Source organism: Priestia sp. YIM B13489 (assembly GCF_042787645.1).
In the GTDB taxonomy this organism is placed as follows: Bacteria; Bacillota; Bacilli; order Bacillales; family Bacillaceae_H; genus Priestia; species Priestia megaterium.
The window spans coordinates 32,213-46,280 of sequence record NZ_JBHZOQ010000018.1 but is presented as its reverse complement, the minus strand read 5'-3'; the positions used below and the strand labels follow the sequence as shown (position 1 = coordinate 46,280).

Sequence of the window (14,068 nt, the reverse complement as noted above, 5' to 3'; positions counted from 1 at the left end):
GCTCAAATTACATCTTCTCTAAAAGACTATGTAGAGATTTTATTAGCGAAGTTAAATGATGTAGCGCCACCACCAGCCAATAAAATTCGTAAATATGTATATAGTGGCGGTGTCGCTCCTACACTAGAAGTAGCCATTATGAATAGCATGAATGAAAAAATCGGTGAAGAACGCACAGAGAAATATCATAAAGTTCCAGAAGATAGTCGTCACTTGAATTTATTCGGCTTAGAAATTCGAAGCATTGGATATCTTCAAAAGAAACAAGCAGAGAAGAAAGCCGTTAAATCCTAACAGCGTAGGTGATAACCATGTCAGAGCGTCAGAACGCCTTTACGATTAAAACCAATCAGTTGAGTGATGAAGTCTATGACATCCTTGCAAAATATGCAAAGTCTCGAAAATTAGGGGACTATATTTCATCTTTAATTGTTCGGGACCTCCATCGTACATCTAACGACCAAGTAGATACGAGGCACAGAACAGAAGAACTTCTTGAGCATATCAATTCCGAATTACGGGAGTTAAAACAATTAGCTCAGGCTAATGGGTTCGCGGGTAAACGAGAGGATATCGAGGAGAAGCCTTCAGAAAACCACACTATCAAAGAAGGAAAAATTGCAGATTTAGAACACGTGTCCGGATCTTTAGATGATGATGACCTCGAAGAATTTAACGATTTCTAAAGGGGAAAGCACTAGATATATTAATATGCGAGTGCTTTTATGCGCTACATTGAATCTTTGCTATTAAAGTTTAATTATATTAGTACTATATATAAAAGCTATCCATTAAATGGATAGCTTTATTTTTTTACTCACCATAATAAATGTTCTAGTTTTAGATAGAGATGTAATCAAAAAAAGTATTTGATTCACAAGAATTCTTTTACTTTTTCAATAAATCGTTTAATACGGGTTTTTATACATTCAACTCTTACTAAATAAAAGGAAATGAACAAGTTCTCTAGAATTTATATAAATAAAATTTCATTATATAGCAAACACAAAGAGAACATATTAGGAACGGGGGCCAACTATGGATATCAAGCAGGATACAATAAATGCTGAAGAAATGGCCAAGCGATTAAATACAACTTCCAGCAATATTAGAAAATGGTGTATTGAATTAGAAAAACAGGGTTATGAGTTTGTCAAAGATACTAGGCGGAAACGTTACTATTCTAGTACTGATCAAACTTTATTATCAAATTTAAAATATGCTATTCAAGAGAAAAAACTGCCTTTAGAAATAGCTGCCATGACTGTTGTAAATGGGTTTGATAGGAAGCGTTCCTCCTCAAGCACACAAGAAGAACACATAATAAATAAAAAAAATAGCCTTGAGCTTACTGTTTCCCAAGAACATAATAATCACACAACAGATGCAGTATTAAATACAATAAAAGTACAATTTGAACAACAACAATCCATTAACAATAAATTATTAGAAATGCTAGACCATTATAAAGATGCTCTAAAAATATTAAAAGACGAAAGAAAAATAGAACAAGAACAGATGAACAAACAGTTAAAAGGATTAGAAGAACGTTTGGCTAAAGAAATAAGTCAACAAATTAATAATAGAGATAAATCGATAATGGATTATATACATCAGTCACAAAAACAAAATCAACAACAATTGTTAGAAATTGCAGCTGCAAAAGAAGGGAAAACAAAAGGTTTTTTCACTCGTTTATTTAGTAAATAACCCTTTGATTATGTATGAAGTGTTCTTAACCAGGCACACAAGAGGACTTACTTTCTCATTAACAAGAGGTTGACCTGGCCGCCTTAAGGCGGCCTTTTAGCTTTTATGAATAAAAAGTTAATATCCACAAACAATCGCAACTTTCAAATCAAAGTCGTATGTAATGTAAAATTGAAAGACTAATGACTGATGATTATTATGGCATATTATTTAGTTGTTTCATTTCCTCCAATAAAAAGCCCTTGTCATTGCTTCTTATTCAATCCTCCTCCATGGATTATAGTCTCAACTCTAGAAATGCGATCATGTATCTTATCCCCTTTTGAACAATTCACTGATAAAGTCTACTCAATGTATTACCCCAATAGAAAGTAGTATTGAAAAATAAATGCAAGGGCTCCAATAATTTAAAATTCCCCCCCTCCTTCAAAGAAAATCTTATATTTAATTAATAAGAACAAAAGATATATTTACTCATACAAAAATTTATAAATATTTAAATTCAAAAAGAAAAAAGTAAAAGGGACAAGCATACAAGCAATTTTTTAAATTTTTCATATTAATAAAATATCAATATATAAAGGAGGGTAAACTTTGGGTTCTTCCAAAAAGGGAAATCGTCACCGTGGTTCTCATAAGTGCTCCGATCACTGTTGTTGTCTTACTCCAAAGTCTTCAAGAAAAAAAGAAACAGGCTATAGGAAAAGAAAATCAACATGCTTTGAAAAAGATACATCATTTCACAAAAAAGATAATAAACCCCATTCACTTGTTGGATTTGAAGCAAACCAAGAATTTCTTAGCAATCAACTTTCTGATTCAATAATTATTGTGAAAAATTCTTGTAATGTTGATGTTAATTTGACAGATAGACAAACGATATTAATCTTTCAAACATTTATACAATTGTTAGCGATCTTTTTGCTATTAATAGGTTTAGATACCAATTCAATTAAACTATTTATAGAGGAAGTTTCGCAAATTGTAAAAGTGATACAGGAAAGCGAACAAAAAGTAATTATTAAAAATAGCTGTCATGTTAATGTCAGGGCAACGCATACAGATACAGTAATTTTTTTACAAAGTTTTTTGCAAGCCTTAGCAGTTTTATTAGCTGTCTAAGATTATTTAAAAATTTAATTTATATATCTAAAAATAAGCTTTTGACTAAACTATAACGCAAAAACAATGGAAGTTAAGGAATTTAATACTATACTCTATATCAACTAAAAGCGTACAAGCTAATAAAAAAAGGAGAAAAAGCCTTTAGAATTATAGAAGCAGACAACTGTTTATTTTAAGGGCTTTTTTAATTAAAAATGTAATGATATCGCCAGATAAATATAAAAGCCTTAAAAATGTTAGTTGAATAAGTTATAACGTCAATAAAGAAAGGAAGATTGAGATAAAAAAGTCTAAAAGAATTTACATCACTGATCCAACAGACAATGGAATTTCTGAGTATTCTAATCCTATTAATAATAATGAGTGTAAGTGTAATCATCCAAAAATTGAAAGACAGGTCAATACACCTGATGATGGAACTACCCAAAGTGAAACAAGTTTAGCATATTTTAAAAATTTTATACTATATGGATTTAATGACCTTTCCGGAGAAAATGGAAATGTTTCAGCGTATGCCTTCTCAAACGATTTAGGTAATACCTGGTCTAGAAGTAGAATACTACCCCATAACCCAGGTGGAACAAATGGCGGAGACCCTGTAATAGCTGTAGACAAAAATGGTATTTTCTACTATGGCCAAGTTGGAGTAGAGACCATAGACGGTAATGCAGAAGGAGTAATTAGTGTATCTACAGGAACTGTTAATCGTAAAGGAAGAATAAGTATGAACCCTCCTCAAATTGTAGGGAGAGGCAAAAATCCAAAAGCTGACGCTGGGTCTCAAGATAAAGAATGGATTGCTGTAGGTCCTGACAGAAATAATCGAGGAAATGAAGCACTATATATTGCATGGACGGATTTTACTCCAGGAAGGGATACTACTAATATTCGCTTTTCAAAATTTACAACGGGACGACACATAACTCCAATTATTGAAAACAAGGATATTGTTGTCGGAAACGGTAAATTTGTTTCAGGTTCGTTTGTCGTAGTAGACAAGCGCGGTACAATTTATGTTTTTTATGAAGAAGTAGCTAAGAATGGATTTGGTGTACTAGGTCAACCTAACAGGACAATTCGCATGACTAAATCAACTGATGGTGGAAATACGTTTCCTATAGATGTAGCCGTTTCAACACCATTTGCAGCTGCAGCTACAACAACAAGACCATGTAATCGACCATCAATAGCCGTTAATAGTTCTAGACAAATTCGTATGAATGAATTCCCCCATGCTGCCATCGGTCCAGATGGTACTCTATACGCAGTATGGAATGCCGGTAGAGTTATAGGCAGTAGAACCTTTATCAATGTATTTTTAGCCTATAGTAAAGATAAAGGAGCTAGTTGGAATCAAGTTAACGTTAGTCAAAATATTGCCTATTCATTTTTCCCAAGTGTAACAGCTAATTGTGTAGGTGCCCATATTCAATATAGTCGCTTTAACGATCCGAATTTAGTAGGAGGCACGGGCAATGGAACATTCGGCATATTTATGAAAACCTTCTCTCTTCAGACAGGAGTAAGCAACGAAAAAGTTATAAGTAACCCATACTCTCGAGTACCTGTTACAATTAATTCGGAATGTTATATGGGAGACTATAATCAGATTATATCCGGCCCTGGCAGCTGCTTATTACATTCTTGGGGAGATAATCGTAATATTGTAAATGGTCAACTCAATCCCGATGTTTTTTTTGCATTAACCTCTCCAAATAAAAATCCCCAATAATGTAACTCCCTTTTAAAAAGAGTTTAATCCTTCCAAACCATACTATATAAGATAGACGCCCAATAAAATTTATTATTTAAGATTATGTAAAGTTGATTACACCCTACATTATGGACAGCAAATTATGATATTTATTTACCTTTCACTTAGGAGGAACAATACTCCCTGTTTCTCCTATTAATGCATAATATACAACTCTTTAATTACATAAAAACATCCCTTTTAAATAATTCTTCCGCAAAATTCCTATGTTAAAACCACTCTACTAAGTTAACCTTCAATTAGCTTTTATTCTAAAAAGTTATAAAATAGTGCACTATTAGAATTTCGCTGAACTTCTCTTCTACGTTCCACCGCAAATAAACCTCTAAGTGTTCCATAAAAATAAGCTGTAAAAGTGTTCTTTATTCGCTTTTTCTTGTAAGCGAAAATTGTCTCTTTAAATGCTTGAATAGCCACAAAATCTAGATGTTCTAAAGGTTGCTGAAGACCGCTTATTCTATAAGCCACTCGCACTTTCCCCCATAATTCATAAATATGGTCTGCGTAAGGAAAAAAAGGTCTTACAGCATCTTTAAAAGCTGTTGGAATAAAAGACGGTACATAATCCGATGAGAGTTTATAATTAATATTATTACGTATGTATTTATTTAAATCTTTTAAAGATAAATTATAGGTAGACTGTTTTTTTGTATCTTTATTCTTACTCTCCCAAGTGTTCTCATTATTTTCTGTTTTAACATCTGCTTCAACATTAGACTCTAAATCAAGCTGTAAATACTTAACCCAATAACTAAAATAAGGGTGATTTACAAATAAGTGCACTGGATTTCCCTTTCCATTGTTACGAGGACAGCGACGATAAACGGTAACAATTTGTCCTTGTTTTCGTAATTCTTTTAAATGACGATCGATTGTGCCTTTTGACTTTTCGTAGGTTTTACCTAAGTATGTACTGCCTGGGAAGCAAAATCCTTTTTCTGCAGCAAACCAACAAAGGCGGTCTAAAGCTTTTCTAGTTCCTTCGTGGAGACGATAAAATTTCTCTCCATAAAGGTTGATAATTTCTTTAAGTAATTTTCGTTTCATTGATTGATGTTGAGAACGGTTTTCTGTGAAACTCTGATAACTTTTCATATAATCAAATTCTTCTGTCGTAAGCATACGCGTAGTAGACATTAGTCTATCCTCTCCTTTTCAGGAACAAAAAAAGACATCGCATCCCAGAAAATAGGAAAACGATGTCGGATTTTTTGACAGACTACGCCCTTGAAATAAATCTAATTATCCGATAAAATAAAGGCGTAATTAAATTTATGTATTAGGACTTCGACAGGTGTTTTCCCTAGGTGTTTTAGGGTTAACGGTGTAAGGGTGTTGGCGCACCACTTGCACACGTTGGAGTCTTTTTATATTCCGCACTGTTTTGGTGACTCTATTATACCGTCTATTAATCTTATAATTCAATAAGAATTCATGAACTCCTCATAAAACCTCTGTATTTTAACTATGATTAAAAGTTACTTCGTTTGGATATACTCCTAATATTCTAAAAAACTCACTACAAATGTATCTGTTTACTTAATTATTAATCTTGAAAGTTGTAAAGTAAAAAAACAACTACTCTCTTATGTTGTTTTACTGTTTTACATATTGTTTTATATATTTGTTTTATTGTTTTATTGTTTTAGACCGTCTATAGACACTGGTATTACAACGTTTATAAGCCTAAACTATCACTAATTTTGCGCGAACTATCACTAATTTTGCGCGAACTATCACTAATTTTGCGTGAAACTATCACTAATTTTGCGTGAAACTATCACTAATTTTGCGCGAACTATCACTAATTTTGCGTTGGAAATGCAAATATGGCTTAAGTATCACTAATTTTGCGTGGACAATCTAGATGTGCTTTAAGTATCACTAATTTTGCGTTGAAAATGCAGACATGCCTCAACTATCACCAATTTTGCGTATTAAAATGAAGATTGAGTTTAATAAATCAAGAATGAGTAAGGTTTCTAAAGTCAACAAACCTCATGAAGTATCACTAATTTTGCGTGATATTTAATTTCTAAGGACAGATTGCTCTTTAACATGCAATTTACACAGTATCACTTTTATGATATTTTAGTGATAGTTTAGAAAAATATGGGGGATTTTATGAAGAAAACGACTGTCGTTCAACCATATGATCTGGAAAGTATAAATATAAAAAATTGGGTAACTAAATCAAACATCCTCATTGAGAGTACATATAAATTGTCTTTACAAGAGCAAAGAATTCTTTTAATCATGGCATCTAAAGTGCAGCCGAATGATGAAACGTTGAAGACCTATAGATTTCGAGCGAAAGACTTTATCGAAATCGTAGGCAATAAGAAAGGAACAGGTTTTTACTCTTATTTAAAAGAAATCGTGAATGGCCTTCAAACAAAAATTCTTACGATAAAAGAAAAAGGCAGACAAAGAAATTACAACTGGGTAATTACATCTATTTATGAAGAAAACGAAGGATACATAACATTACAGTTTCATCCTAGCTTAAAGTATCTTTTTTTAGAGCTTAAGGAAAAATTTACATCGTATCAATTAGAGAATGTAGTGAGGCTCAATTCGGTCTATTCCATTCGTATTTATGAACTGCTTAAGCAATATGAGCGTCTGCGAAAAAGGGAATTGACTCTTGAAGAATTACGTCATTTTTTAGCTATTGAACCTACTAAGTATAAACAGTATGGCCATTTTAAAAGTAAAGTATTAGCAGTAGCTCAAAAAGAAATTAATAATAAAACAGATATCCACTTTGAATTCGTGGAAGTAAAGACCGGTAGAAAAGTAACATCCATAGAATTCATTATTACCAGTTCCCCTGCATTGAATGATTCTAGCTCTATTCAAGAGAAAAAACTAGAATTAAATCAATCCTTATCGAAGTTAGAAGACAATACAAACAGCCTTGAGGATGATTTAGCGGGCTTAGGGGTTAAGCCGGAAAAAATAGAGTGGCTTTTATCAGAATTTACAAAAGAACACCTAGAAAGAAATATAAGATACACACAAGATCGTTTAATTATAGGAGATGTGACTCATCCTCATTCCTACGTAGTAAAGGCGATTCAAAAAGATTATGCCAAGCTTTCACACGAATCAAAGCTCCTTCAGTCTAAAAAGATTGCAAAAAAAGAGTTAGTTCCAGATTTTATGGTAGCAGCTAGAGAAAAACAACAAACTTTTAACGAGTCTACATTAAAAGACAAGCAAGAATTGTTCCTTGAAGAGGTTGGAACTCAAATAGAATTTGAAGAGAGGCTCCTTCAGTTTCAAGAATTAAAAAGAATGCTAATTTTAAGTTCAGATGAACCTAATCAAGAAGAAGTTAAAAAAGCTCAAGAAGCAGGTTTACAAGAAGTCATTCGGAATATAGAAGAGGACTTAAAAAAGCGTCAAGCCTTAGAGCTAGAGCCAAGGCTTGTTAAGGATTTTAAAAATAAAGAACTAAAGAAAATCTATAAAGAATTTTTGCAAAGTAAAATTTCAAATAAAACTTAGATCAAATATAGAAGAAATCAAAAAGCATGCCTTTAAGGGTATGTTTTTTTGTTTATTTTTTTAAACAAAACGGTAAATTTAATATATCGAATGTAATAAGAGAAGCTTCTATTTAGTGAGCGTGTTAATTATTTTTGTTATAATAATAGTATATTAAATTTACCTAAAGAAAGGATGTGTTTTATTTGGATAGGTTTCTTCTCCTTCAGAAATTCCTTTGTCATTTGAACGAATCTAAAAAAAAAGCTTCCACAATTTCAATGTATAAACATGATTTAAAAAGTTTTTTTGAATGGTTAAATCATTATCATCCTAATATCCCCCCGAAAAGCTTACCGCAGGACAAAAAATATTACGATGAGTACTTTAGGTATCTAAAAGAAAAAAACTTATCAGAAGCCAATCTGAGGCGTGTGGCATCACATTTGAATGGATTGTTAAAATATTATAACCTCACAAGTTATATTGGTCTTTTACAAGGAACAAACAAAAAACAACGTGAATTAACGGATACTGACTTTATAACTGAAGCTGACACGTTGCTTCTTTTAGATTCTATTATAAGCCATAAACACCTGAGTGATATTCAATCCCAAATACACAAATATATAGGGCCTCGTAATCATTCCATGTTTGTCCTTATGATTCGTTACGGCCTAACTGTTAATGAGGTTGTATCTCTCAATATAAAAGACATTAATTTTGGACAAAATACATTAATGGTTAAAAGTAGTAAAACAAATCGTATATTAGAGCTTTCTAAAGATGATAAAAAAATCATATATAATTACCTATCAACAATACCTTTGCTATTTAGACCTAAAGACTATACAGATGATCCATTATTTATTTCTTTTCATCCTCAAAAAATGGTTTATTGGTATGATTACAGTTTAGATAGACCTAAAAGGATTAGTGTAATTGGCACAAAACGTATGATTGAAAGAGAAGTTAAACGTTCAGGTATAAAATCAAATGTAAGATCTACTCACTTCCGAAACAGCTGTATTCTTAACAAGATTCATGAGGGGTATTCCAACGAACACATTATTTACTACTTTGGATTGTCTAGCCGCCATGCTTTATATCGATTCAAGCGATATTTAAGAGTAAAATAAAAAAATAAGTTAAACTTATTTTTTTATTTAAATCCTTTTATATCAATAATTATAATTTAACAAGTTAAACTTAAATGCGGATTCTATTCAGTGGATTCTAGAAAATAAAAACAAGTTCAACTTTAGTTAAACTTGGTGATTCACACTTTTAAAATTCACTTATTCGAAAATTAAATTATTATGGCATTGGTTTGCCCGATTAGTATAAATCATTAGCTTAAAAGCCATACGTCAAAATTATAATAACCAAATTTATTTACTATTATCTAGAATGTAATTAGATTTATTAATCTTGATTAAACACTAGAGAAAGTACATTCCAGATTCGGTGTAAACCCTTGATAATAAAAGGTTTGTTGTATTTCTAGATTTCGTTGTGAAATTTAAAAACCTTGAAAATAAACTATAAAAAAGTTAATGTTAGTTTTACCCTAAGAAGATATTTATATAAGGGTTGCGCAATCCAAAGAGTATTTCCATTAAATCACTACATTAGGGTAAAATTCTTAAGGATCTATCACTGATATTATTTTATAAAAAACACTTATATAAATCTTGACTTTAAACTAGAGAAAGTACATTCTAGATTCGTCTAAATCCTTTTTGTATCAAGGTTTTAGATGTTCTAGCTTTTGAATTCTAAGAAAAGAATATGTATATTTTTTAATGACAAAAGGAACCTGCTAAGTTATCAAATACATTTATTTGGAGACGCTTGTAAAATAAAGAATTCATTAATAAAATTAACGTATTGATTCTTACATTAAGTTTTTGAACTACATATATAACTTGTCTATTATGAAAAAAATCGTTTCACTCTTGCAAAGTTCATCATTTCATCTAGAATTAAAAAAAGAATAAGAGTTGACGTAAAAGAAAAAATATACATAAAAGAACAGGAATTTAAAGTGATTAATAGAATTTTACTAGAAATATAAAACTTGAATAACATCTGGTACAACTACGTTCTAGAATCGTAATTAACATTGATATATCAACTTTAAAGTTTATCTAGATTTTTATATAGAAAGGAGAAACCTAGAAAAATGTCTAAAAAAAATGAAGATGAAATTGTTTACACGCTGAAGGACACCGTAAAGCTAACTGGTTTAAGTATAGATCTTATTCGCTTATACGAGAAAGAATTCAACCTCCAAATTCAACGCACAGAAGGCGGGCATAGAAGATATAACAAACAAAACATTGATTTATTAACCGAAATAAAAAAAAGAATTCAAGAACAAAATTGGAGCTATAAGATGATAAATCAATGGCTTCAAGGTGAAATTGTGCCCGAAGCAGTTGAAGTTCAATCGAATCTTGAGAAGAAAATAGAATCTCTTGAAGATAAAGTTCAAGAATTGCTTAATCGCTCTGAAAAAGATGAGCAATTTCAACTAGCACTTATCCAACGATTAGATGAACAAGGGAGTCTTATAAAGAAACTTACAGAAAAGCTAGACCATCAAGACAAATATATTGAAAACAACCTAGAAAAACGAGACGAAAAATTGACTAGTGCCATACGTGAAATTAGCGATACAAAAAAACTAATCGCGGCCGCCCAAGAAAATCTAGATTCAAAACCAAAAGGATTCTGGAGTAAGATTTTTGGCGGTTAATATGTAACTTAAACTATAAAAGCAGCAGGATTTTTTGTACATTACAGAAAATCCTGCTGCTTTTATAATTTATTTTTAGTGATTAAATATTGAATTTCGAAACTTTATGGTTAGTTGCCAGAAAAAATTTATGATTGGTAAACAATTCTATAAGGTCTTGAAGGGGAATTTACAGGTGAGGCAGCTTTTACTAATACAGTTTGTCCATTTGATGGAATCCTATTTTTAAACACATAAACTCTGGTTTCTCCGCCTGGGGCACCACGTCCTCTAGAAGCTTTTCTTGGAACGATATTTCTTTCGTTATTTGGATCAAGTATCCAATGAGAATACCATAGCTGTCGTAGAAACTGTCTATTGGTACTTTGAGGGCGTTCATCAAATACACAGTGATTAATTTGCCCTGTCCAATATAAGTATCGACCATTAGAAATTCTCCATTCGTTACCTGATCGGTATCTAATTCCTACACATTCTCCAGGATAAATAATATTAGGGATGTTATAATGATTAGCCCTTTGGCAATTAGGGTCGTTATATCCATTATAAGGTGTTACCCTGACCATTTGTATCTGATTCCTTCTAAAATAAAGATATTGTTGAGTTACTTGTCCTGTAGAACTATCAACAGCCAAATGACTAAGAAGAATACCATAATAAGATTGAAGTTTTGTAGTATCTATACTTGTAGTGACATTTAACGTATTAGAAGTAGCATTTATAACGCCACCTACCAACCTTCCATTATGAACACAATATCCATTTCTACATGAAGCGCCACTGCTTGCTCTATATAAAACTCCTACACAAGATCCACGGTTTATTATTGCCAATTGTTTTCACCTCCACTATAAGAGATTTTATGATTCGTTTGAAATTATCGTCCCTACATGTCTCTAGGACCATAGCGATACTGCGGTTCTGTTTGGTAATAATATCCACTTCTTACTTGAGCAATCCAATTTTGAAATATCTCTCTCCATTCAACTCGATTAAAGAACTCATCAAGTGGTTTGGTAGAGTCCCATTCGATGATCTGGAATGGAGTGACAGCTGGATTCCATACGCCTACGCTATTGACTCCTTTTTCTTTGATGAGCAGGAGAGGTAATCCTCTTTGATAACCCATACTAGGTTCTATTTGTAAAAAAGGAGCGCCTTCCCATGATGGTTGTGGTAGATTTTCTCCTGTATTTGTTTGTGTATAATTAGCAAAAACTTGCTGCATATTGACTGCAATTAATCCATAACTTGAGAGCACCAATCGTCGTACGTTTGTCAATGTTTTTTCAGGATATTGCTCTGTATCGGGTAAAGTACGTGGAAAAAGTAAAACATTCTCAATTTCTCGAATGAGACGTCGGAGAAATCTCGATTGAATAGTATTAAGAGAGGAGGGGTGGCTCAGAAATACAGGTATTCTAAAAGCCATGTCAGCTGCATTATCGATTCCATTTTCCTCTTGTGCCTCCCTATATTCCTTTTGAGAGTTAGGGTAACGCTCATTTAAATAATAATTGCCATCTCTAGAATTGTAGTGAGTGTAATATTTTTTGATTGTAATCTTCCTTTCTTCATGAACTCTCTATATTTTATTCATTTTTATAAAAAAGAAATGTGTGCTTGTCCAAGGTCTTTAGTAACATTTTCACTTAGCTTTTTCAGAGTTAATATTATAGGTTAAAAATTTATAGTTAAAGCAAGCCATAATAACGGTTAAATTATCTTGAAAGTGTAGTAAGTTTGTCCAAGCAAAAATACATAATTAAGCATTTAATATACTAGAGAATTCAATGCATAAAAGATAAGGATACACCATTCTTTTAGAACCTGACATTATAAACAATCAGCACTAATCCTGTTTGTAATAATCTGGGATTGTTAGGTTTACAAACTCTCTTACAACATACAAAATCAAAGGAGCATACGGAGGAATATCTGTGAGTATATTGGTAACCGGAGGAGCTGGATACATCGGGAGTCACACTTGTTTTGAACTCCTCAATGCCGGCTATGAGATTGTAGTAATAGATAATCTTTCTAATAGCAAACCTGAATCATTGAAACGGGTATCCGAATTAGCTAAAAAAGATTTCAAATTCTACAATGGAGATTTACTTGATGAAAAAACTGTAGAGAAGGTTTTCTCTGAAAATAAGATTGACGCCGTTATTCATTTTGCTGCACTAAAAGCTGTTAATGAATCAATAGAAATTCCCCTTCATTATTATCATAATAACGTCACTGGGACCTTAATTCTTTGTCAAATAATGAAAAAACACAATGTTAAAAAACTAATATTTAGCTCATCTGCAAACGTTTATGGAATACCAAAACATGTACCAGTTACTGAGGATTCTCCACTAGGACCAATAAACCCTTACGGACGAACAAAATTGATTATTGAGGGAATTTTAAGTGACTTATATATTTCAGATCATAATTGGAGTATTAGCCTTTTGAGATACTTCAATCCAATTGGAGCGCATGAAAGCGGAAGGATAGGGGAAGATCCCTCTGCCATTCCAAATAATCTAATGCCCTATATTAATCAAGTTGCGATAGGAAAAAGAGAAAAGGTTAATGTATTCGGCAAAGACTATAATACGCACGATGGGACAGGGATAAGGGATTACATTCATGTTGTAGATTTGGCGAAGGGGCATATAAAAGCTTTAGAGAGAGTTCTTGGAACTACAGGCATTGATGTATTTAACCTCGGAACAGGAGTTGGATATAGTGTAATCGACCTTATTAAGAGTTACGAAAATATAACATCTCAAAAAATTTCGTATAATTTCACCCACCGGAGAGCTGGAGATATTGATAAATGTTATGCAGATACGACTAAAGCTAAAGAAATGCTAGGATGGCGACCAAGCAAAAATCTCAGCGATATGTGTCGAGACTCCTGGAATTGGCAGAAGAACAACCCAAATGGCTATATAGAATAAAACCTTTAATAACTAAAAATATAATTCAAATTATTCTCTGACTTCATTTACAAAGTTTGTATTTTGAAGTCGTTTTTTTATTTATACATATCTTAATAATTGTTTTTTAAGAGAGAACAATTTTCTATTAAAGATTATTTTGTATAAAATCAGGCCTCCTTATGCACGAAATTACTATTATATCCGGTTCTAAATTGTAACATCTTAGTTGTTAGCCTAATAAAATGTAAGGTTAATTTATGTAAGGAGGTA

The 14,068-nt window shown here is 32.1% G+C and carries 12 protein-coding genes; 9 read left to right on the top strand and 3 right to left on the bottom strand.

The window, feature by feature from the left end; genetic code table 11:
- The 5 genes from ACFX4W_RS01205 to ACFX4W_RS01185 form a co-directional block, all read left to right on the top strand.
- Window positions 1-294 (top strand): Alp7A family actin-like protein (locus ACFX4W_RS01205; protein WP_483879981.1); only part of this gene is annotated, 294 nt, incomplete at its 5' end.
- Between the two features lie 17 nt (window positions 295-311).
- Entirely contained in the window at window positions 312-686 is a 375-nt protein-coding gene (locus ACFX4W_RS01200) for a hypothetical protein (RefSeq protein WP_165574643.1), read from the top strand.
- A 352-nt stretch (window positions 687-1,038) separates the two neighbouring features.
- Complete coding sequence (locus ACFX4W_RS01195) at window positions 1,039-1,710, top strand: hypothetical protein (RefSeq protein WP_377559095.1); 672 nt, start codon at window positions 1,039-1,041, stop codon at window positions 1,708-1,710.
- A 594-nt stretch (window positions 1,711-2,304) separates the two neighbouring features.
- On the top strand, window positions 2,305-2,832 hold the full coding sequence (locus tag ACFX4W_RS01190; RefSeq protein WP_377559093.1) for a spore coat protein: 528 nt from the start codon (window positions 2,305-2,307) through the stop codon (window positions 2,830-2,832).
- A 727-nt stretch (window positions 2,833-3,559) separates the two neighbouring features.
- Window positions 3,560-4,567 carry a sialidase family protein gene (locus tag ACFX4W_RS01185; protein WP_377559091.1) on the top strand — a complete coding sequence of 336 codons (1,008 nt, stop codon included), beginning with the start codon at window positions 3,560-3,562 and terminating at the stop codon, window positions 4,565-4,567.
- Window positions 4,568-4,855: 288 nt separating this feature from the next.
- On the opposite strand, the gene ACFX4W_RS01180 is transcribed toward ACFX4W_RS01185, so the two are convergent.
- Entirely contained in the window at window positions 4,856-5,704 is an 849-nt protein-coding gene (locus tag ACFX4W_RS01180; protein ID WP_377559089.1) for a transcriptional regulator, read from the bottom strand.
- A gap of 1,029 nt (window positions 5,705-6,733) precedes the next feature.
- On the opposite strand from ACFX4W_RS01180, the gene ACFX4W_RS01175 reads away from it, so the two are divergent.
- The 3 genes from ACFX4W_RS01175 (at window position 6,734) to ACFX4W_RS01165 (ending at window position 10,862) form a co-directional block, all read left to right on the top strand.
- Complete coding sequence (locus ACFX4W_RS01175) at window positions 6,734-8,122, top strand: replication initiation protein (protein ID WP_377559087.1); 1,389 nt, start codon at window positions 6,734-6,736, stop codon at window positions 8,120-8,122.
- Window positions 8,123-8,307: 185 nt separating this feature from the next.
- Complete coding sequence (locus ACFX4W_RS01170; RefSeq protein WP_377559085.1) at window positions 8,308-9,240, top strand: tyrosine-type recombinase/integrase; 933 nt, start codon at window positions 8,308-8,310, stop codon at window positions 9,238-9,240.
- Window positions 9,241-10,286: 1,046 nt separating this feature from the next.
- A complete protein-coding gene (locus ACFX4W_RS01165; RefSeq protein WP_377559084.1) occupies window positions 10,287-10,862 on the top strand; it encodes a MerR family transcriptional regulator in 576 nt (191 codons plus the stop codon).
- 128 nt (window positions 10,863-10,990) lie between these two features.
- On the opposite strand, the gene ACFX4W_RS01160 is transcribed toward ACFX4W_RS01165, so the two are convergent.
- Both ACFX4W_RS01160 and ACFX4W_RS01155 read right to left on the bottom strand, forming a co-directional pair.
- Entirely contained in the window at window positions 10,991-11,695 is a 705-nt protein-coding gene (locus ACFX4W_RS01160; protein ID WP_377559082.1) for a hypothetical protein, read from the bottom strand.
- A gap of 53 nt (window positions 11,696-11,748) precedes the next feature.
- Window positions 11,749-12,294 (bottom strand): hypothetical protein, encoded by a 546-nt coding sequence (locus tag ACFX4W_RS01155; RefSeq protein ID WP_047749683.1) that lies wholly within the window; start codon window positions 12,292-12,294, stop codon window positions 11,749-11,751.
- A gap of 508 nt (window positions 12,295-12,802) precedes the next feature.
- On the opposite strand from ACFX4W_RS01155, the gene galE reads away from it, so the two are divergent.
- Window positions 12,803-13,816 carry a UDP-glucose 4-epimerase GalE gene (gene galE, locus ACFX4W_RS01150; RefSeq protein WP_377559080.1) on the top strand — a complete coding sequence of 338 codons (1,014 nt, stop codon included), beginning with the start codon at window positions 12,803-12,805 and terminating at the stop codon, window positions 13,814-13,816.
- The last annotated feature ends 252 nt before the right edge of the window (window positions 13,817-14,068 follow it).

What these genes read in the sequence shown, in the direction of transcription:
- ACFX4W_RS01180 (WP_377559089.1), bottom strand. Translation starts at nt 5,704, where the DNA reads ATGAAAAGTTATCAGAGTTTCACAGAAAACCGTTCTCAACATCAATCA.
- ACFX4W_RS01155 (WP_047749683.1), bottom strand. Translation starts at nt 12,294, where the DNA reads ATGGCTTTTAGAATACCTGTATTTCTGAGCCACCCCTCCTCTCTTAAT.
- ACFX4W_RS01185 (WP_377559091.1), top strand. Translation starts at nt 3,560, where the DNA reads ATGAACCCTCCTCAAATTGTAGGGAGAGGCAAAAATCCAAAAGCTGAC.
- ACFX4W_RS01200 (WP_165574643.1), top strand. Translation starts at nt 312, where the DNA reads ATGTCAGAGCGTCAGAACGCCTTTACGATTAAAACCAATCAGTTGAGT.
- ACFX4W_RS01165 (WP_377559084.1), top strand. Translation starts at nt 10,287, where the DNA reads ATGTCTAAAAAAAATGAAGATGAAATTGTTTACACGCTGAAGGACACC.
- ACFX4W_RS01195 (WP_377559095.1), top strand. Translation starts at nt 1,039, where the DNA reads ATGGATATCAAGCAGGATACAATAAATGCTGAAGAAATGGCCAAGCGA.
- ACFX4W_RS01175 (WP_377559087.1), top strand. Translation starts at nt 6,734, where the DNA reads ATGAAGAAAACGACTGTCGTTCAACCATATGATCTGGAAAGTATAAAT.